Source organism: Streptomyces sp. NPDC001744, from assembly GCF_042892575.1.
In the GTDB taxonomy this organism is placed as follows: Bacteria; Actinomycetota; Actinomycetes; order Streptomycetales; family Streptomycetaceae; genus Streptomyces.
Window position 1 is genome coordinate 86,749 of sequence record NZ_JBIAUG010000011.1, and the last position, 18,360, is coordinate 105,108.

Below are 18,360 nucleotides of genomic sequence, written 5' to 3' on the forward strand. Positions count from 1 at the left end.
GAAGGAGCCGGCCCTACGCGAGTCCCGCCCGCTCCAGCGCCTCGACGCCCGCCCGCAGGGCCGCCACCCGCTCGTCGAGGGTGAAGCCGGCCGGGGCGACGGTGAGGGTGGTGACCCCGGCCCCGGCGTAGGCCGCCATCCGGTCCGCGATCCGCTCGACGGAGCCGAGCAGGGTGGTCCGGTCGATCAGCGAGTGCGGCACGGCCGCCGCCGCCCCCGCCTTGTCCCCGGCCAGGTACTTGTCCTGGACCTCGGCGGCCTCCTTCTCGTACCCCATGCGCCGCGCGAGCTTGTTGTAGAAGTTCTGCTCGCGACTGCCCATGCCGCCGACGTACAGCGCGGTGTACGGGCGGAAGACGTCGGCGAGCGCGTCCACGTCGTCGCCGAGGGCGAGCGGCACCGTGGGACAGACGTCGAAGCCGTCCATGGTCAGGCCCGCCCTCTCGCGGCCCGCGCGGATGTGCCGCAGGGCGGTCTCCTCCAGGTGCTCGGCGGAGGGGAAGATCAGCAGGGCGCCGTCCGCGATCTCACCGGTCTGCTCCAGGTTCCTGGGACCGATCGCGGCGATGTAGAGCGGGATGTGCTCGCGCTGCGGGTGGACGGTGAGCTTCAGGGGCTTGCCGGGGCCGTCCGGCAGCGGGAGGGTCCAGTGCTCGCCGTCGTGGCTGAGGCGCTCGCGGGACATCGCCTTGCGGACGACCTCGACGTACTCGCGGGTCCGGGCGAGCGGCTTGTCGAACTTCACGCCGTACCAGCCCTCGGAGACCTGGGGTCCGGAGACGCCGAGGCCGAGGCGGAACCGGCCGCCGCTGAGCGAGTCGAGGGTGGCGGCGGTCATCGCCGTCATGGCGGGCTGCCGGGCCGGGATCTGCATGATCGCGGAACCGACGTCGATCCGTTCGGTCCTCGCCGCGACCCAGGCGAGGACGGTGGGGGCGTCGGAGCCGTACGCCTCGGCGGCCCAGCAGACGTCGTATCCGAGCCGGTCCGCCTCCTGGGCGACGGCGAGGTTGTCGCCGTCCATGCCGGCGCCCCAGTAGCCGAGGTTGATGCCGAGCCGCATTCCACGCACCCCTTACCCATCGGTAACGTCTCTGTGGGCCGGACTCTAGCGCGGGGCCGGCGCCCGCGACAGGAGGTGGTTGTCCACAGGCTCCCACCGCGTGACGGCCCGGCCAGTAATCTCGCGCCCATGGAGCAGAGGCATCTCGGACGTACGGGCCTGCGCGTGTCGCGCATCGGACTCGGCACCCTCACCTGGGGGCGGGACACCGACGAGCACGACGCCGCCGAGCAGCTGAAGGCGTTCTGGGACGCGGGCGGCACGCTCGTGGACACCGCCGACGTGTACGGCGGGGGCGAGGCGGAGTACCTGCTCGGGCGCCTCATGGAACGCCTCGTGCCCCGGCGGGACCTCGTCCTGTCGACCAAGGCGGGCAGCGTCCCCGACCCCGACCGGCGCACGGACGGCTCGCGCGGGCACCTGCTCGCCGCGCTCGACGCCTCCCTCGCCCGGCTCGGCACCGACCACGTGGACCTGTGGCAGCTGCACGCCTTCGACCCGCACACGCCCCTGGAGGAGTCGCTGCAGGCGCTCGACATCGCCGTGCGCAGCGGACGGGCCCGGTACGCGGGCGTGGCGAACTTCTGCGGCTGGCAGCTCGCCAAGGCGGGCACCTGGCAGCTCTGCGGGGACCGCACCCGGCTCGCGGGCGCGCAGCTGGAGTACTCGCTGCTCCAGCGGGGCGTGGAGCGGGAGGCGCTGCCGGCCGCCATGGACCTCGGCATGGGGCTGCTGCCCTCCTCGCCCCTGGGCCGCGGGGTCCTGACCGGGAAGTACCGGAGCGGCACGCCGGCCGACTCGCGGGGCGCGTCCGAGACCATGGCGCCGTTCGTGGAGCCGTACCTGGACGACGCGGCGAGCCGGATCGTGGACGCGGTGACGACGGCGGCCGACGGGCTCGCGACGACCCCGCTCCACGTGGCGCTCGCCTGGGTCCGCGACCGCCCCGGGGTGACCGCGCCGATCGTCGGCGCGCGCACGGCGCGGCAGCTCACGACCGCGTTGTCGGTGGAGACGCTTAGTCTTCCTGACGAGATCTGCCGGGCGCTGGACGACGTGTCGGCGCCCGTGCACCGCTATCCGGATCACGACTGGAGCACCTTGTGACCGAGCCTTCCGGGGAGACCGTGCCCGAGGCACCCGCCGACGCGCCCGAGGACACGGCGCCCGCCGGGGACACGCCGGCCGGGACGCCCGCGGACGCGGAGCCCGCCGAGGACGCGCGCGCCGAGGCGCCCGAGGACGTACGGGAGGGAGCGCCCGAGGACGTACGCGAGGAGGCCGGGGACGCCCCGGAGGAGCCCGCAGGGAGCCCCGGCGCGCCCGGACCGGGCGAGGCGCAGGCCGAGCTGGCCGCGCAGCGGGAGCTGCGGGCCAGGATCGAGGCGCGGAAGGCCGGGAAGGGCGGTCCGGTCGCGGCCGGCGCCAAACTGAGCGGCACCGCGGCCGAGCTCCTCGCGGCGGTCCGGGCCGTGGAGGGCGGCGCGGCGCGGGGCAGCGCCTTCTACGAGGCGGCCGAACCCCCGCCCCGCCCCGCCGCCCCCGAACCCGCCCCGGTGACCGCCGCGCGGCCCGCCGCACCGGTACCGGCGGCGGTCGTGCCGCCCGCCGCCGCGTCCTCCGTCCGCGAGGTCCTGACCGAGGGCGGCGCTCCCGAGGCGCTGGCCGGGCAGGTCGCGGCGGCGCTCGGCGAGGGGGCGGCCGCGGTCCTGCGCGACGACCCCTGGCAGCTCCTCGCGGTGGCGGGAGTGCGGCCGGAACAGGCCGACGGATTCGCACGGGCCCTGCTCGGCCCGGACTGCGGGCCCGGCGACCCGCGCCGGGCGGTCGCCCTCACCGTGTGGCTCCTGGAGCGGGCCGCGCTCCGGGGACACACCGCGCTGGACGTGGAGACCGTGCGCGCCGGCCTCGCCGCGCACTCCGTGCCCGATCCGGAGGAGGCGGTCGGGACGGCGGTCTCCGAAGGGGCGGTCCTCCTCTTCCAGGAGGAGCGGGCGGAGGAGCCCGCCGAGGGCGAGGACGAGGGCGAGGGCGGTGCAGGAGAGGCGGACACGTCCGCGTCCGGGCAGGAGCCGCCCCCGCCCGCCCTGCTCGGCCTCGACCGGTACGCGCTGGCGGAGGAGAGCCTGGCGGAGGGGCTCGCCCGGCTCGTCAAAACGGTGACGCCCGCCGACTGGGAGGGGCCCGAACTCGAACGGGCCGCCGGCGCGCACGGCCTCGTCCTCCACACCGGGGGCGAGGCCGCCCGCGCCGAACCGGTGGCGCTCGCCGCGGCGGCCCGCGGGCGGGGGCTGCGCGCCCTGGTCGCCGTCCACTCCGACGACGGGCGGCGCGCGCTCGGCGCCGCGGGGACGGAGGCCGTGACGGCCGCCGCCCTGCTGTCCGGGGCGGCCGGCCCGGGGCGGGACGAGGAGGGCGCCTTCGCCCTCGACCTCCTGGTGGTGCTCGACGCGCCGCAGCTGGACGTGGAGACGGCCGCCACGCTCGTGGAGTCGCTGCCGGACGGCTGCCGGCTCGTGCTGAGCGGCGACCCGGAGGTCCTGGGCGCGCCGGGCGCGGGCCGGGTCTTCACCGACGCGCTGGCGGCCCGGGTGTGCCCCCGGATCGCCTCGCGCGTCCCCGACCCGGGACCGCTCAACGAGCTGGTGTCGGGCATCGGCGCCGGCGAGCTGAACCAGGTGGAGGCCCCCGGCAAGGAGGTCGTCATCGTGCCGGTGCGGGACGCGGGCGAGGCCGTGCACCGCACCGTCCAGCTGGTGGCCGACTCGGTGCCCCGGGCGATCGGGGTGCCGTCGGAGCACACGCAGGTCGTCACGGTCGGCCACGGCGGCTCCGCCGGGACGCGCGCGCTGAACGCCGCCCTCAAGCAGCGGCTCAACCCCGGCCCCGGCCGGTTCGGCGGCTACGACCCCGGCGACCGGGTGGCGTACGCGCCGGTGCCGGGTCGGACGGTCACCGGCACGGTCCTCTCGGCCGACGCCGGGGGACTGCGGCTGCGCTGCGGGGACGACGAGGTCCTCGTGCCGAAGGAACGGGTGGAGTCGGCGCTGCGGCACGGCTGGGCGCTCACCGCGCACCAGGCGGCCGGGACGCGCTGGCCCGCGGTGGTCGTGGTGCTGCCCGGGGACGCGGCGGGCGGCCTGAGCCGCCCGTGGGTGTACACGGCCTTCGGCCGGGCCGAGCGCCACCTGTCGGTCGTCCACGGCGTGGACCGGGCGCTGCCCCGCGCGGTGGCCGAGGGCGTGGCCCCGGAGCGTACGACGCGGCTGCGGCCGCTCCTGGAGGCGCTGCTCGCCGGCGGCGAGGAGTAGGCGCGTCCTCCGGTGACGGGGAAGGGCCGGGACACCCCGTACGGTGTCCCGGCCCTTCCCCGTCCCGTGTCCCGGCGTCCGGCCGGAGAGCGCCTCGCGGAGGATTTCCCGCCGGCCGCCCGGAGGGGCCGCCGGGGACCGTCCTCCGCGCCCGCTCAGGAGCCGTCGGCCGCGCCGCGGGTCCCTTCGTCCGCGCGGCCGGTCCCGGTGTCCGTGCCGTCCTCCTCGTCGAAGACGGCGCTGACGTCGAAGCGGCAGACGATCCGCTCCGGGTCGGCGTGCTCGAAGGGGGCGTGGAGCCACTCCCCCGGTTCCGGAAGCTCCTCGGCGGCGGTGACCCAGAGCGTGGAGTCGCCCTCCTCCAGGCCGAACTCCTTGTGCCGGGAGGCGATCTCGTCCGGTTCGTACTCGCCGAAGAGCACGCCGAGCGCGGCGAGGGGCGAGACGCCCGCCTTGGCGGCCGCTCCGGTGAGTTCGTCGCCGCCGCCGTGCTCGACGACGCGGCGGGCCTGGGCGAGCAGCCGCCGGGGTTCCGCCACGGCGTAGTCGCGGCGGATCAGGAGGCTGAGGGCGTGGGGTTCGTCAGGTCCGGTGTACGGCGGCAGGGAGTCGTCGGCTCCGGGGATCTCGAAGGGCGTGACCTCGTCGTAGCGGTCGTAGAGGAGTTCGTCATAGGTCTCGGCGGCCGAGGCGAGGGCGTTGAACGCCTCGTAGACGGCCGTGTCGTCGTCCCCCGTGCGGCGTTCGACCGCCTCGAGGTGGCGGTCCAGTGCGGCTTTGACCGCCTCGGCGGCGGCGCGTACCTCGACAGCGGTGGGCTGCGCAGCATCAGACATGGGACAGACGCTATCCGTACCGGGGCCGTGCCCGCACAATAGATGCGATGCCGGAATACGAATTTGTCGACGTGTACGTGCCGCGCGGTGTCTCCCGCAGGGAGGCGACGCGGCTGCTGACCGATCATGCCGAGTACGGGCACTGGGAGTTGGACCGTCTGACCCTGCACCGGGACGGGAGCCGCAGGGTGCGGCTGAAACGGCGGATCATCCGCCAGGTCCGGGCGACCTGGTGACCCGAGGACGGCGAGAAGCGACGAGAAGGGGCCCCGCGGTGTGCGGGGCCCCTGTGCGTGGTGCGTGTCACACGGCCGTGGACGGACCGTGCGGCACCGGTGGGCCGGGCGGCCTCAGGCGGCGCGACGGGCGCGCCGGTAGAGCAGCGAACCGGCGAGCAGCATGCCGGCACCGGCGGGGAGGATCACGCCGAGCGGCGCGGAGCCGGTCTCGGCGAGTTCCTCGACGGCGCGCGGCGGGGTCACGGTGTGCGCACCGGGTGTGTTCGGTCCGTTCTCGTGGGCGGGGGCGGGCGGGGTGACGGGCTTCTCGGGGTGACCCGGGTTCTCCGGCTTCCCCGGGTGCTCGGGGTGGCCCGGGTTCTCCGGCTTCCCCGGACGCGGCGGCTCGACGTTGGCGCACGCGTTGCCCGCGGCCGGGTTGAGGATCCCGATGACGTCGACGGTGTTCCCGCACACGTTCACCGGGACGTCGACCGGCGCCTGGACGTTGTTGCCGGAGGCCACCCCGGGAGAGTTGCCGGTGTGGCCCTCGGCGGAGGAGCCGCCGGACGCGCCCGGTCCACCGGGCTTGGAGACGTTGGCGCACTTGTTGCCCATCGCCGGGTTCAGCAGCCCGACGACGTTGACGGTGTTCCCGCACACGTTCACCGGCGCGTGCACCGGGACCTGGACGGTGTTCCCGGACGCGACGCCCGGGGAGTTCGCGGCCGTACCGTTCGCACCGGAGTCGGCGTGCGCCCAGCCGCCGCCGACCGCGACGAAAACGCCTCCGGCGGCCGCCACGGTGATGAGGCCCTTGCGCGTGACCTGTCGCATAGCTTGTTTCCTGCCTGCTCGGCTTCGAAGGAGTGCCACCGGGCGGAGCGCCCGGGGCGGAAATGGCCACCGGCCCCGGAGTGCATGGCACGCACTCCGGGGCCGGACCGGCTCACACCCTCATGGGGCGAGGCACGACGTCAGGCGTTGACGCAGGTGTTGCCGAAGGCGGGGTTCAGCAGCCCGATGACGTCGACGGTGTTGCCGCACACGTTCACCGGAACGTGGATCGGAACCTGGACGACGTTGCCCGAGAGGACACCGGGGGAACCGATGGCCGCACCCTGGGCACCCGCGTCGGCAACGGCCATGCCCGCACCCGCGAGAACGAGACCGCCAGTGGCAGCCGCAGCAGCGACGACCTTCTTGATCATTATTCCTCCTAGTTGGCAATGCGGCCCCAGCCGCGGACCGCAACACCTGTAACGAGGGGGAAACGTGGGGGCTACGACCCCCCGGGTTCATTCACTCTTTCCGGTCACACGCAAACGCACGGCCGAATCCGCCGCTCGTCACCCGGCGGTTCCCGCCCCGCGGGCGCCCTCCGGGACGTTCCCGCCGGGCGTTCCCCGCGGGTGCCCTCAGCAGGCGTCGAGGAAGCGGTCCAGGACGCGGGTGCCGAACTTCAGGCCGTCGACCGGGACCCGCTCGTCCACGCCGTGGAACATGCCGGCGAAGTCGAGCTCCGGCGGCAGCTTGAGCGGGGCGAAGCCGAAGCAGCGGATGCCGAGGTCGTCGAAGGACTTGGCGTCGGTGCCGCCCGAGAGCATGTACGGCACGGCGCGGGCGATCGGGTCCTCGGCGCGCAGCGCCAGCTGCATGGCGTCCACCAGGGCACCGTCGAAGCTGGTCTCCAGGGCCTTGTCGCCGTGCACGTCCTCGCGCTTCACGCGGGGGCCGAGGATCCGGTCGAGGTCCGCCAGGAACTCCTGCTCGTGTCCGGGCAGGAAGCGGCCGTCGACGTGGGCCGTGGCCTGTCCGGGGATCACGTTCACCTTGTAGCCGGCGCCGAGCATGGTCGGGGCGGCCGAGTTGCGCAGGGTGGCGCCGATCATCTTGGCGATGCCGCCGAGCTTGGCGAGGGTGGCGTCCATGTCCTCGGGGTCGAGCGGGGTGCCCAGGGCGTCCGAGAGCTCGTCCAGGAAGGACCGCACGGTCTTGGTGACCCTCACCGGCCACTGGTGGCGGCCGAGGCGGCCCACGGCCTCGCAGAGTTCGGTGATGGCGTTGTCGTCGTTGGTCATCGAACCGTGGCCCGCGGTGCCCTCGACGGTCAGCCGCATCCAGTGCATGCCCTTCTGGGCCGTCTCCACCAGGTAGAGCCGCAGGTTCTCGTTGACGGTGAAGGAGAAGCCGCCGACCTCGCCGATCGCCTCGGTGACCCCGTCGAAGAGGTCCCGGTGCTCGTCGACCAGGTACCGGGCGCCGTAGGTGCCGCCGGCCTCCTCGTCGGCGAGGAAGGCGAGGACGACGTCGCGCGGGGGCCTGCGGCCGCTGCGCAGCCGGTCCCGCACGACCGCGAGGGTCATCGCGTCCATGTCCTTCATGTCCACCGCGCCCCGGCCCCAGACGCAGCCGTCGGCGATCTCCCCGGAGAAGGGGTGGTGGGTCCAGTCCCCGGCGTCGGCCGGGACGACGTCGGTGTGGCCGTGGATGAGGAGGGCGGGCCGCGAGGGGTCCTCCCCCTCGATCCGGGCCACGGTGGAGGCCCGGCCCCGGTGGGACTCGATGATCTTCGGTTCGAGGCCGACCTCGGCGAGCTTCTCGGCGACGTACTCGGCCGCCGCCCGCTCCCCCGGCCCGGAGTGGTCGCCGTAGTTGCTGGTGTCGATGCGGATGAGGTCGCGACAGAGGTCGACCACCTCGTCCTCGCCCGTGACGCCCCGGCCCGTGTTCGACTCGCTCACGCTGCTTCCTCCCACTACGTGCCCCACGTGGTTGCTTGGTGGTCGCCCCCATCCTCTCCCGCGGCCCCCTCCCCGCCCAAGGCCGCCCACCGGCCGACACGCGGCCGTCACGTGTCCGGGGAGCGGACCGGAGGGGGCCGGTGCGGTCCGGGGGTGGTGATCGACCGCTCCGAATGTTTGCTATGGTTTTCCTCGTCGGAAGGGCCCAGCGGCCGGGAAGACAACACACCTTGTCCGGGTGGCGGAATGGCAGACGCGCTAGCTTGAGGTGCTAGTGCCCTTTATCGGGCGTGGGGGTTCAAGTCCCCCCTCGGACACCACACGGAGTCCCGGTCGAGATATTCTCGGCCGGGACTTCCGCATGGGTACGTACGGTCACGAGGCGGAGCGGTGAGACGCAGAACCAGGCCCCCCGCGCCACCACTGTCCCAGTGGTACGGGATCGATCCCGTACGGCTCCGGACGCCGGAGGACCCGGAGGGGACCTGGCCGACCGTACGGGAGTACCTGCTCGGCCGGTACGGGGCGGCCGTCGGGGCCGGACGGGTCGAGGAGATGCTGCGGGCGGGGCGGTTCGTCGGGACCGACGGGCCGGTCTCCGGGGACGAGCCGTACGCCGCGGGGCGGTGGCTCTGGTTCCACCGGGACTTCCCGCCGGAGACGCCGGTGCCGTTCCCGGTCGGGATCGTGTACCGGGACGAGCGGATCGTGGTGGCCGACAAGCCGCACTTCCTGGCGACCGTGCCCCGGGGGCGGCACGTCGTGGAGACCGCGACGGCGCGGCTGCGGCGGGACCTGGGGCTGCCCCGGCTGCAGGCCGCGCACCGGCTCGACCGGCTGACGGCGGGCCTCGTGCTCTTCGTCGTGCGGGAGGAGGACCGGGGGGCGTACCAGACGCTGTTCCGGGACCGGGCCGTGCGCAAGGAGTACGAGGCGGTGGCGCCGTACGACCCGGCGGTGGAGCTGCCGGCGACGGTGCGGAGCCGGATCGAGAAGGAGCGCGGGGTGATGGCCGCCCGGGAGGTGCCGGGCGAGCCGAACGCCGAGAGCCGGATCGGCCTGGTGGCGCACGGGGGCGGGCTCGGCCGGTACCGGCTGGTGCCGGTGACCGGGCGGACGCACCAGCTGCGGGTGCACATGAACGCGCTCGGGCTGCCGATCCTGCACGATCCGGTCTATCCGGAGGTCCGTGGGGACGGGCCGGAGGACTTCGGGCGTCCGCTGGGCCTGCTGGCGCGGACGCTGGAGTTCACCGACCCGTTCACGGGCCGCGCGGTGCGCTTCGAGAGCCGGCTGCGGCTCAGTGGCCCCGGCTGATCCACTCCTGCAGGTGCGGGGCCTCGGCGCCGATGGTGGTGGAGTCGCCGTGACCGGTGCGCACCACCGTCTCCGGGGGCAGGACGAGGAGCTTGTCGCGGATCGAGTCCACGATCGTCGGGAAGTCCGAGAAGGACCGGCCGGTGGCTCCGGGGCCGCCCTGGAAGAGGGTGTCCCCGGTGAAGACCGTGCCCAGGGCCGGCGCGTACAGGCTGACCGCGCCGGGGGCGTGGCCCGGGGTGTGGAGGACCGTGAGGTCGGTACCGGCGATGGTGAGGACCTGGCCGTCGGCGAGGTCGCCGTCCGGGGTGTGGTCGGGGTGCGTCCGCTTCCACAGCGGCAGGTCGGCGGGGTGGAGCAGGACGCGGGCGCCGGTGGCGGCCGCGAGCGCCGGGGCCGCGTCGATGTGGTCGTCGTGGGCGTGGGTGCAGACGATGGCGCGCAGGACGCGTCCGTCGAGCGCGGCGAGGACGGCCCCGGCGTCGTGGGCGGCGTCGATGACGATCGCCTCGGTGTCGTCGCCGACGATCCAGACGTTGTTGTCGACGTCCCAGGTGCCGCCGTCGAGGCTGAAGGTTCCGGAGGTGACGAGGTGGTCGACGCGGGCGGTCATCACAGCACCACCACCGAGCGCAGGACGTCGCCCTCGTGCATGCGGGCGAACGCCTTCTCGACCTCGCCGAGGCCGATGGTCTCGGTGACGAAGGCGCCGAGGTCGATGCGGCCCTGCTGGTGCAGGTCGACGAGCATCGGGAAGTCGCGGGAGGGCAGGCAGTCGCCGTACCAGGAGGACTTGAGCGCGCCGCCGCGGCCGAAGACGTCCAGGAGCGGCAGTTCGAGCTTCATCTCGGGGGTGGGGACGCCGACGAGGACGACGGTGCCGGCCAGGTCGCGGGCGTAGAACGCCTGCCGGTACGTCTCCGGGCGGCCGACGGCCTCGATGACGACGTCGGCGCCGAAGCCGCCGGTGAGTTCGCGGATCGCCTCGACGGGGTCGGTGGAGCGGGAGTTGACGGTGTGGGTGGCGCCCATCGCCTTCGCCGTCTCCAGCTTCCGGTCGTCGATGTCCACGGCGATGATCTTCGCGGCTCCGGCGAGGCGGGAGCCGACGACGGCCGCGTCCCCGACGCCGCCGCAGCCGATGACGGCGACGGTGTCGCCGCGGCCGACGTTCCCGGTGTTGATCGCGGCGCCGATGCCGGCCATCACGCCGCAGCCGAGGAGGCCCGCGACCTCGGGGGCGACGGCGGGGTCCACCTTGGTGCACTGGCCGGCGGCGACGAGGGTCTTCTCGGCGAAGGCGCCGATGCCGAGGGCCGGGGAGAGCTCCGTGCCGTCGAGCAGGGTCATCCGCTGCGACGCGTTGTGGGTGTCGAAGCAGTACCAGGGGCGGCCGCGCAGGCAGGCCCGGCAGTGGCCGCACACGGCGCGCCAGTTGAGGATCACGAAGTCGCCGGGGGTCACGTCGGTGACGCCCTCGCCGACCGATTCCACGACGCCGGCGGCCTCGTGGCCGAGGAGGAAGGGAAAGTCGTCGTTGATCCCGCCCTGTTTGTAGTGCAGGTCCGTGTGGCAGACGCCGCATGCCTGGATCTTCACGACGGCTTCGCCGGGACCGGGATCGGGGATCACGATCGTCTCGACCCGTACCGGTTCGTCCCTGCCGGGGGCGATGACTCCCTGGACGTGCTGCGGCATCACGGACTTCCTTTTCTGCGAACGGATCTTGCGGGCTCCTGGGTACCACTATCCCCCGGCGGAACGCGAGTCCCCCGCGGGTCGCGCCCGCGGGGGACTCGTGGGGGACCCGCGGGGCGTCAGCCGCGCGGCGCGGCGGAGGCGGTGCGGACCCGGCGGCGGACCAGGAACCAGCCGCCGACCAGCGCGGCCGCGACGAGCGGGACGCAGGCGACGGTGGTGCGGCCGGTGCCGCCGTCCATCCACATGAGGACGAGGACGGAGGCGAGGAAGCAGAGGGTGACGATCTGGGTGTACGGGGCCCAGGGCAGGCGGAAGCCGGGACGGACGACCCGGCCCTCCCCGGCGCGGCGCCAGAACAGCAGCGAGCAGATCATGATCATCGCCCAGGTGCCCAGGATGCCGAGGGAGGCGAAGTTGATGACCAGTTCGAACGCGTCGTCGGGCATCACGTAGTTGAGGACGACGCCGAGGACGCCGAAGCCGGCGGTGAGGAGGATTCCGCCGTAGGGCACGCCGCCCTTGTTCATGACGCCGGTGAAGCGGGGGGCGGAGCCGGAGAGCGACATGGAGCGCAGGATGCGGCCGGTGGAGTACAGGCCGGAGTTGAGGCTGGAGAGGGCGGCGGTGAGGACGACGAGGTTCATCACGCCGGCGGCGCCGGGGACGCCGAGCTTGTCGAAGACGGTGACGAAGGGGCTCTGGTCGCCGGAGTACGCCGTGTACGGCAGGAGCAGGGCGAGCAGGACGACGGAGCCGACGTAGAAGAGGCCGACGCGCCACATGATCGAGTTGATCGCCTTGGGCATGATCTCCTCGGGGTGCTCGGTCTCGCCGGCGGCGACGCCGCACAGCTCGACGGAGGCGTAGGCGAAGACGACGCCCTGGACGAGCAGCAGCACGGGCATGACGCCCCGGGGGAAGACGCCGCCGTTGTCGGTGATCGTGGCCAGGCCGGGGGTGTGACCGCCAATGTCGTGGGAGGTCACCACGAGGAAGACGCCGACCAGCAGGAAGACGACCAGGGCGGCGACCTTGACGATCGCGAACCAGAACTCCATCTCGCCGAAGTACTTCACGGAGATGAGGTTGGCGGCGAGGACGATCGCGAGGGCGATCAGGGCGAGGACCCACTGGTCGACGCCGCTGAACATCGACCAGAAGTGGGCGTAGGTGGCGGCCGCGGTGATGTCGGCGACGGCGGTGGTCGACCAGTTGAGGAAGTAGAGCCAGCCCGCCGTGTAGGCGCCCTTCTCGCCCATGAACTCGCGCGCGTAGGAGACGAAGGCGCCGGAGGAGGGGCGGTAGAGCACCAGCTCGCCGAGGGCGCGGACCACGAAGAAGGCGAAGACGCCGCAGACGGCGTAGGCGAGGAAGAGCGAGGGGCCGGCCTGCGCCATGCGGCCTCCGGCGCCCAGGAAGAGCCCGGTTCCGATGGCGCCGCCGATGGCGATCATGTTGATGTGCCGGGACTTGAGGTCCTTGCGGTATCCGGCGTCGCCGGCGTCGATGTGGGGGGTGGTCCCGCCGGGGGCCGCCGGCGGGGCGGACGCGGTGACGCGGTCGCTCATGGAGTTGTTCGCCTTCGTGAGGGGGCTGTGGGGTACCCGGTCGCGCCCGGTGGGGGTCTCCCCCGGTGCGACCGGCGCACATCCTCGTCGCGGTGCCCGGCGGGCCGCAGTGGCGGATGTCACTGCGCGCCCGGATTTGAGCTGGTTCAGAGCTTCGCGCGGGCCCTCACGGCGCGGCGCCCCGGCGCGCGGGCCCTCACGGCGCGAGGACGTCCAGCTCCTGGAGGGCGCCGACCGCGATCCGGCGGGTCAGCTCCTCGGCCCGCTCCGCGTCCCGTTCCCGCACGGCCTCCGCGACCTGGACGTGGAGGGTGACGGCGGCCGGATCGGGGTCCTCGAACATCACGTGGTGGTGGGTGCGGCCGGTGAGGACCTCCGCGACGACGTCGCCGAGGCGGGCGAACATCTCGTTCCCGGAGGCGTCGAGGACGACCCGGTGGAAGGCGACGTCGTGGACGAGGTACTCCTCCAGGCGCCGTCCCCGCGAGGTGGCGACCATGCCGAGGGCCTGCTCGGTCAGCTCGCGGCACTGCGCGGGGGTGGCGTTCAGGGCCGCCAGGCCCGCGGCGACGGGTTCGACGGCGGACCGGAGCACGGTGAGCGAGCGGAGCTGGCGGGAACGGTCGGCGCCGGCCAGCCGCCAGCGGATGACCTGGGGGTCGTACACGTTCCAGCGCGCGGTGGGGAGCACGGTCACGCCGACGCGGCGGCGCGACTCGACGAGGTGCATGGACTCCAGGACCCGGACGACCTCGCGGACCACGGTCCGGGAGACGTCGAAGCGCCGGGCCAGCTCGTCGGTGCGCAGCACGGTGCCGGGCGGGTACTCCCCCGCGGTGATCGCGAGGCCCAGGGTGGCCAGGACGTGGGGGTGGAGCCCCTGGGCCGGTGTCGTCATGGACGAAGCCTATGCGGGTACGCGGAGGCGGTCCCCTCCGGGCGGCTCCCGCGCCGGGCCCGGGGAGGGGTCCGGCGCCCTGCCGGGGCGGGGTCCGGCGCCTTCCCGGGTCACGGCCCGGCGATGAAAAGTATGACTTTTATGTCACAGTCTCTTGAATACGTCGTACCCAATGGGTTTCATGAGCGCGACGGAAAACGGAATCGATGTCGACGAGGACAGCGAGGCACCCCCCATGAGCAGCACTTCCCAGGCCCCTCCCGTCGTCGTCGTGATGGGCGTCGCGGGGACCGGCAAGACCACCATCGGTCCGCTGGTCGCCGAGGCCCTCGGCCTCCCCTACGCCGAGGGCGACGACTTCCACCCGGCGGCCAACGTCGCCAAGATGTCGGCGGGCGTTCCGCTGGACGACGAGGACCGGGGGCCCTGGCTCGACGCCATCGGGGCGTGGGCGCACGGCCGGGCCGGGCTCGGCGGTGTGGTGAGCAGCTCCGCGCTGAAAAGGGCGTACCGGGACCGGCTGCGCGACGCGGCGCCCGGAATCGTCTTCCTCCACCTGACCGGTGACCGGAAGCTCATCGAGAACCGGATGGCCGCGCGCAAGGGGCACTTCATGCCGACGGCGCTCCTCGACTCCCAGTTCGCCACCCTGCAGCCGTTGCAGGCCGACGAGGCCGGCGTCGCCGTCGACGTGTCCGGCACCCCGGAGGAGATCACGGCACGGGCCGTCGCCGCGCTGCGCGGCGCGACCGGCTGATCCTCCTCCCGCTCCCCCTCTCCAGTTCTTTCCCTTCCCACCTGCCCGTACGAAGGACACCACCGTGACCAGTCTCAGCGTCGAGACCCTGGCAGCGGACGCCGCCGAACCGATCACCTCGGCGGGCAACGCCCAGCTCGGGATCGCCGTGCTCGCCGGCATCGCCGTCATCGTCCTGCTCATCACCAAGTTCAAGCTGCACGCGTTCCTGGCCCTGACCATCGGGTCGCTCGCGCTCGGCGCGTTCGCCGGGGCCCCGCTCGCGGACGCCATCAAGTCCTTCACCACCGGCCTCGGCAACACCGTCGCCGGTGTGGGCGTCCTGATCGCCCTCGGCGCCATCCTCGGCAAGCTGCTCGCCGACTCCGGCGGCGCGGACCAGATCGTCGACACGATCCTGGCCAGGGCGAGCGGCCGGGCCATGCCGTGGGCGATGGTCCTCATCGCCTCCGTGATCGGCCTGCCGCTCTTCTTCGAGGTCGGCATCGTGCTGCTGATCCCGGTGGTGCTGCTCGTCGCCAAGCGCGGCAACTACTCCCTCATGCGGATCGGCATCCCGGCCCTCGCGGGCCTCTCCGTGATGCACGGCCTCATCCCGCCGCACCCCGGCCCGCTCGTCGCGATCGACGCGGTCGGCGCCAACCTCGGCGTCACCCTCGCCCTCGGCATCGTCGTCGCGATCCCGACCGTGATCATCGCCGGTCCGCTCTTCTCCCGGTACGCCGCCCGCTGGGTGGACATCCCGGCCCCCGAGAGCATGATCCCGGCGCGCCCCTCCGAGGACCTGGAGAAGCGCCCCGGTTTCGGTGTCACCGTCGCGACCGTGCTGCTCCCGGTCGTCCTGATGCTGGTGAAGGCGCTCGTCGACATCGTCGTGGACGACCCCGAGAACGGCGTCCAGAAGGTCACCGACGTCATCGGCTCGCCGCTGATCGCGCTGCTCGCCGCCGTCCTCGTCGCGCTCTTCACCCTGGGCCGGGCGGCCGGCTTCACCAAGGAGCGGCTGTCCTCGACCGTCGAGAAGTCGCTCGCCCCGATCGCGGGCGTCCTGCTGATCGTCGGCGCCGGCGGCGGCTTCAAGCAGACCCTGATCGACATCGGTGTCGGCCAGATGATCCTGGACTTCTCCAAGAGCTGGTCCATCCCGGCCCTGCTGCTCGCCTGGCTGATCGCGGTCGCGATACGGCTCGCGACGGGCTCGGCGACGGTGGCGACGATCTCGGCGGCGGGGCTCGTGGCCCCGCTGGCGGAGGGCATGTCGACGAGCGAGACGGCGCTGCTCGTCCTCGCGATCGGCGCGGGTTCGCTCTTCTTCAGCCACGTCAACGACGCCGGGTTCTGGCTGGTGAAGGAGTACTTCGGGATGAACGTCGGCCAGACGATCAAGACCTGGTCGGTGATGGAGACGATCATCTCGGTCGTCGGCATCGTGTTCGTCCTGCTGCTGTCGCTGGTGTTGTAGCGCGCCCGTCCCCGCCGGTGCCGCGGCCCGGCGGGAAACGGCCGGGTGAGGGCCGGTCATGGCTGACAGACTGTCGGTCATGACCGGCCCTCACGCGCTCAAGCCCTTCCTGCTCGCCTTCCCCGGCCCCCTCCGGGACCGGCTCGTCGCGGCGGTGCTCGCCGGCGAGAAGGTCGCCACGACCGGACTCCTCGTGGAGTGGGAGGCCGAACGGGAGGAGTTGCCCGAGGTGGGCGAGCGCTCGGCCCTCGTCGACTCGGACGGCCGCGAGGTCGCGGTGGTGGAGGTGACGGAGGTCCGGGTCCTGCCGCTCGGCGAGGTCGGCCTCCGGCACGTGCTCGACGAGGGCGAGGGGTACGCCTCGGTGGCGGAGTGGCGGGAGGCGCACGAGCGGTTCTGGCACGGCGAGGAGATGCGGGAGGGACTCGGGGACCCGGAGTTCACCGTGGACGACTCGACGATGGTGGTGGCGGAACGGTTCCGGGTGGTGGGACCGGGCCGGGACGCCTGAACGACGGGCCGGGGTGACGAGCCGGGGCGACGGGCCCGGAGGTCCGGGAACCCGGCCGGAGCCCGGCGGTCCGGCCAGAAGCCCCTGGCCCAGGGGTCGGATGCCAGAGGCCGGAGGCCGGACCGAAGCCCGTCCTGAGCCCGTCGGCCCGGCCGGAGGGGCCGCCGGGGGACCGTCCCCGTCGGCCCCTCCGACGGGGCCTCAGCCCACTGCCTTCGCCGCCGCGCGGCCCGCCGCACGCCCCGAGAAGACGCAGCCGCCGAGGAAGGTGCCTTCGAGGGAGCGGTAGCCGTGGACGCCCCCGCCGCCGAAGCCGGCCGCCTCGCCCGCCGCGTACACGCCCTCCAGGGGCGCGCCGCCCTCCGTCAGGACGCGGGAGTCGAGGTCGGTCTCCAGTCCGCCGAGGGACTTGCGGGTGAGGATGTTGAGGCGTACGGCGATGAGCGGGCCCGCCCCCGGGTCGAGGATGCGGTGCGGGGCCGCCGTGCGGATGAGCCGGTCGCCCAGGTACCTGCGGGCCCCGCGGATCGCCGTGACCTGGAGGTCCTTGGTGAAGGGGTTGGCGATCCCGCGGTCACGGGCGGTGATCTCGCGGCGCAGGGCGGCCTCGTCGATCAGCGGCTCGCCGGTGAGCGCGTTCATGCCCCGGACGAGGGCGGAGAGGTCGTCCTCCACGACGAAGTCGACGCCCTTGTCCATGAAGGCCCGGACGGGGGCCGGCACCTCGGTGCGGGCCCGGTCGATGACGCCGCGGATCGACTTGCCGGTCAGGTCGGGGTTCTGTTCGGAGCCGGAGAGCGCGAACTCCTTGCCGATGATCTTCTTGTCGAGGACGAACCACGTGTGGTCGTGACCGGTCCGCATGATGTGTTCGAGGGTGCCGAGGGTGTCGAAACCGGGGAAGAGCGGCACGGGCAGGCGCTTGCCGGTGGCGTCGAGCCAGAGGGAGGACGGGCCGGGCAGGATGCGGATGCCGTGCCGGGCCCAGACGGGGTTCCAGTTCTCGATGCCCTCGGTGTAGTGCCACATCCGGTCGCGGTTGATGTGGCGGGCGCCCGCCTTCTCCGCGATGCCGAGCATGAGGCCGTCCACGTGCGCGGGGACGCCGGAGAGCAGCTTGGCGGGCGGGGTGCCGAGGCGGGCGGGCCACTGGGCGCGGACCAGGTCGTGGTTGCCGCCGATGCCGCCGGAGGTGACGATCACGGCCTGGGCGCGCAACTCGAAGGCGCCGGTGACCCCGCGGCCGCTGGCGGTGCCGCGGGGGACCGCGGAGGGCTCCAGGACCTCGCCCGTGACGGTGTCGACGGCCCCGGCGGTGCGGCCGAGACCGGTGACGCGGTGACGGAAGCGGAACGTCACGAGGCCCCGGGCCGCCCCTTCGCGGACCTTGCGCGCGAAGGGGGCGACGAGGCCGGGGCCCGTACCCCAGGTGATGTGGAAGCGGGGGACGGAGTTGCCGTGACCGGTGGCGTCGTAGCCGCCGCGCTCGGCCCAGCCGACGACGGGGAAGAAGCGGACCCCGCGCGCGTGGAGCCAGGCGCGCTTCTCGCCGGCGGCGAAGTCGACGTACGCCTCGGCCCACTTCCTCGGCCAGTGGTCCTCGTCCCGGTCGAAACCGGCGGTGCCGTACCAGTCCTGGAGGGCGAGGGCGTGGCTGTCCCTGACGCGCATCCGGCGCTGCTCGGGCGAGTCGACGAGGAAGAGGCCGCCGAAGGACCAGTGGGCCTGGCCGCCGAGGGACTGTTCGGGCTCCTGGTCGAGGAGGATCACGGTGCGGCCGGCGTCGACCAGTTCGGCGGTGGCGACGAGTCCGGCGAGGCCGGCCCCGATCACGATCACATCAGCGTCGTAGGGCATGGACCGCATCTTGGATACACCGGTGTATCGAGTCAACCGTTCGGACGCGTTCCGCGCTCCGGGAGCCTTTCCGCGTCCCGGCGCCGGGCGCGGCCGGCGGGCGGCGGAAGGAGCCGG

General features: G+C 73.5%; 17 protein-coding genes and 1 tRNA gene. 8 read left to right on the forward strand and 10 right to left on the reverse strand.

The features are described from left to right. Nucleotides 1-13: 13 nt before the first annotated feature. Nucleotides 14-1,063 carry an LLM class F420-dependent oxidoreductase gene (locus tag ACFYZY_RS15515; RefSeq protein WP_388693743.1) on the reverse strand — a complete coding sequence of 350 codons (1,050 nt, stop codon included), beginning with the start codon at nt 1,061-1,063 and terminating at the stop codon, nt 14-16. Between the two features lie 129 nt (nt 1,064-1,192). Between ACFYZY_RS15515 and ACFYZY_RS15520 the strand changes: the two genes are divergently transcribed. Together ACFYZY_RS15520 and ACFYZY_RS15525 are read left to right on the forward strand one after the other, a co-directional pair. Beyond that, complete coding sequence (locus ACFYZY_RS15520; protein WP_388693745.1) at nt 1,193-2,170, forward strand: aldo/keto reductase; 978 nt, start codon at nt 1,193-1,195, stop codon at nt 2,168-2,170. After that, nucleotides 2,167-4,374, forward strand: a complete 2,208-nt coding sequence (locus ACFYZY_RS15525) for a helix-hairpin-helix domain-containing protein (protein WP_388693747.1) — start codon at nt 2,167-2,169, stop codon at nt 4,372-4,374. The genes ACFYZY_RS15520 and ACFYZY_RS15525 overlap by 4 nt, the downstream gene beginning before the upstream one ends. 155 nt (nt 4,375-4,529) lie before the next feature. Here the strand turns inward: ACFYZY_RS15525 and ACFYZY_RS15530 are convergent, their stop codons facing one another. Beyond that, nucleotides 4,530-5,210 (reverse strand): hypothetical protein, encoded by a 681-nt coding sequence (locus tag ACFYZY_RS15530; protein ID WP_388693749.1) that lies wholly within the window; start codon nt 5,208-5,210, stop codon nt 4,530-4,532. 47 nt (nt 5,211-5,257) lie between these two features. On the opposite strand from ACFYZY_RS15530, the gene ACFYZY_RS15535 reads away from it, so the two are divergent. After that, complete coding sequence (locus ACFYZY_RS15535; RefSeq protein WP_388693751.1) at nt 5,258-5,446, forward strand: DUF5703 family protein; 189 nt, start codon at nt 5,258-5,260, stop codon at nt 5,444-5,446. A 114-nt stretch (nt 5,447-5,560) separates the two neighbouring features. On the opposite strand, the gene ACFYZY_RS15540 is transcribed toward ACFYZY_RS15535, so the two are convergent. The 3 genes from ACFYZY_RS15540 to ACFYZY_RS15550 form a co-directional block, all read right to left on the reverse strand. Then, entirely contained in the window at nt 5,561-6,265 is a 705-nt protein-coding gene (locus ACFYZY_RS15540; protein WP_388693753.1) for a chaplin family protein, read from the reverse strand. 140 nt (nt 6,266-6,405) lie between these two features. After that, nucleotides 6,406-6,639: a chaplin ChpH gene (gene chpH / locus ACFYZY_RS15545; RefSeq protein ID WP_388693755.1), complete on the reverse strand. Its 234-nt coding sequence runs from the start codon at nt 6,637-6,639 to the stop codon at nt 6,406-6,408. 207 nt (nt 6,640-6,846) lie between these two features. Beyond that, the gene (locus ACFYZY_RS15550) at nt 6,847-8,172 is read right to left on the reverse strand and encodes a M20/M25/M40 family metallo-hydrolase (protein ID WP_388693757.1); all 1,326 of its coding nucleotides are present in this window, start codon (nt 8,170-8,172) and stop codon (nt 6,847-6,849) included. 232 nt (nt 8,173-8,404) lie between these two features. On the opposite strand from ACFYZY_RS15550, the gene ACFYZY_RS15555 reads away from it, so the two are divergent. Beyond that, nucleotides 8,405-8,492, forward strand: a tRNA-Leu gene (locus ACFYZY_RS15555). Between the two features lie 70 nt (nt 8,493-8,562). Then, the gene (locus ACFYZY_RS15560) at nt 8,563-9,489 is read left to right on the forward strand and encodes a pseudouridine synthase (RefSeq protein WP_388693759.1); all 927 of its coding nucleotides are present in this window, start codon (nt 8,563-8,565) and stop codon (nt 9,487-9,489) included. On the opposite strand, the gene ACFYZY_RS15565 is transcribed toward ACFYZY_RS15560, so the two are convergent. The 4 genes from ACFYZY_RS15565 to ACFYZY_RS15580 all read right to left on the reverse strand — a co-directional run bounded on the left by ACFYZY_RS15565 (nt 9,473) and on the right by ACFYZY_RS15580 (nt 13,656). Next, nucleotides 9,473-10,102: an MBL fold metallo-hydrolase gene (locus ACFYZY_RS15565; protein WP_388693761.1), complete on the reverse strand. Its 630-nt coding sequence runs from the start codon at nt 10,100-10,102 to the stop codon at nt 9,473-9,475. The genes ACFYZY_RS15560 and ACFYZY_RS15565 overlap by 17 nt on opposite strands. Then, the gene (locus ACFYZY_RS15570; protein WP_388693762.1) at nt 10,102-11,187 is read right to left on the reverse strand and encodes an S-(hydroxymethyl)mycothiol dehydrogenase; all 1,086 of its coding nucleotides are present in this window, start codon (nt 11,185-11,187) and stop codon (nt 10,102-10,104) included. Before ACFYZY_RS15570 ends, ACFYZY_RS15565 begins: the two co-directional genes overlap by 1 nt. A 119-nt stretch (nt 11,188-11,306) precedes the next feature. Continuing rightward, nucleotides 11,307-12,758 carry an amino acid permease gene (locus ACFYZY_RS15575; RefSeq protein WP_388693764.1) on the reverse strand — a complete coding sequence of 484 codons (1,452 nt, stop codon included), beginning with the start codon at nt 12,756-12,758 and terminating at the stop codon, nt 11,307-11,309. 196 nt (nt 12,759-12,954) lie between these two features. Further along, complete coding sequence (locus ACFYZY_RS15580) at nt 12,955-13,656, reverse strand: FadR/GntR family transcriptional regulator (RefSeq protein ID WP_388693766.1); 702 nt, start codon at nt 13,654-13,656, stop codon at nt 12,955-12,957. Nucleotides 13,657-13,891: 235 nt separating this feature from the next. Between ACFYZY_RS15580 and ACFYZY_RS15585 the strand changes: the two genes are divergently transcribed. From ACFYZY_RS15585 to ACFYZY_RS15595, 3 genes are all read left to right on the forward strand, one after another. Then, on the forward strand, nt 13,892-14,413 hold the full coding sequence (locus ACFYZY_RS15585) for a gluconokinase (RefSeq protein WP_388693768.1): 522 nt from the start codon (nt 13,892-13,894) through the stop codon (nt 14,411-14,413). A 64-nt stretch (nt 14,414-14,477) separates the two neighbouring features. After that, nucleotides 14,478-15,875 carry a gluconate:H+ symporter gene (locus ACFYZY_RS15590; RefSeq protein ID WP_388693770.1) on the forward strand — a complete coding sequence of 466 codons (1,398 nt, stop codon included), beginning with the start codon at nt 14,478-14,480 and terminating at the stop codon, nt 15,873-15,875. Nucleotides 15,876-15,954: 79 nt separating this feature from the next. Continuing rightward, nucleotides 15,955-16,386 carry an ASCH domain-containing protein gene (locus ACFYZY_RS15595; protein WP_388693772.1) on the forward strand — a complete coding sequence of 144 codons (432 nt, stop codon included), beginning with the start codon at nt 15,955-15,957 and terminating at the stop codon, nt 16,384-16,386. 201 nt (nt 16,387-16,587) lie between these two features. On the opposite strand, the gene ACFYZY_RS15600 is transcribed toward ACFYZY_RS15595, so the two are convergent. After that, nucleotides 16,588-18,243, reverse strand: a complete 1,656-nt coding sequence (locus tag ACFYZY_RS15600) for an FAD-binding dehydrogenase (protein WP_388693774.1) — start codon at nt 18,241-18,243, stop codon at nt 16,588-16,590. Nucleotides 18,244-18,360: the final 117 nt, after the last annotated feature.

Excerpts from the sequence above, each read along its gene's own strand:
- ACFYZY_RS15515 (WP_388693743.1), bottom strand. The coding sequence starts at position 1,063 with ATGCGGCTCGGCATCAACCTCGGCTACTGGGGCGCCGGCATGGACGGC.
- ACFYZY_RS15520 (WP_388693745.1), top strand. The coding sequence starts at position 1,193 with ATGGAGCAGAGGCATCTCGGACGTACGGGCCTGCGCGTGTCGCGCATC.
- ACFYZY_RS15530 (WP_388693749.1), bottom strand. The coding sequence starts at position 5,210 with ATGTCTGATGCTGCGCAGCCCACCGCTGTCGAGGTACGCGCCGCCGCC.
- ACFYZY_RS15535 (WP_388693751.1), top strand. The coding sequence starts at position 5,258 with ATGCCGGAATACGAATTTGTCGACGTGTACGTGCCGCGCGGTGTCTCC.
- ACFYZY_RS15540 (WP_388693753.1), bottom strand. The coding sequence starts at position 6,265 with ATGCGACAGGTCACGCGCAAGGGCCTCATCACCGTGGCGGCCGCCGGA.
- chpH (WP_388693755.1), bottom strand. The coding sequence starts at position 6,639 with ATGATCAAGAAGGTCGTCGCTGCTGCGGCTGCCACTGGCGGTCTCGTT.
- ACFYZY_RS15565 (WP_388693761.1), bottom strand. The coding sequence starts at position 10,102 with ATGACCGCCCGCGTCGACCACCTCGTCACCTCCGGAACCTTCAGCCTC.
- ACFYZY_RS15570 (WP_388693762.1), bottom strand. The coding sequence starts at position 11,187 with ATGCCGCAGCACGTCCAGGGAGTCATCGCCCCCGGCAGGGACGAACCG.
- ACFYZY_RS15575 (WP_388693764.1), bottom strand. The coding sequence starts at position 12,758 with ATGAGCGACCGCGTCACCGCGTCCGCCCCGCCGGCGGCCCCCGGCGGG.
- ACFYZY_RS15580 (WP_388693766.1), bottom strand. The coding sequence starts at position 13,656 with ATGACGACACCGGCCCAGGGGCTCCACCCCCACGTCCTGGCCACCCTG.
- ACFYZY_RS15585 (WP_388693768.1), top strand. The coding sequence starts at position 13,892 with ATGAGCAGCACTTCCCAGGCCCCTCCCGTCGTCGTCGTGATGGGCGTC.
- ACFYZY_RS15595 (WP_388693772.1), top strand. The coding sequence starts at position 15,955 with ATGACCGGCCCTCACGCGCTCAAGCCCTTCCTGCTCGCCTTCCCCGGC.
- ACFYZY_RS15600 (WP_388693774.1), bottom strand. The coding sequence starts at position 18,243 with ATGCCCTACGACGCTGATGTGATCGTGATCGGGGCCGGCCTCGCCGGA.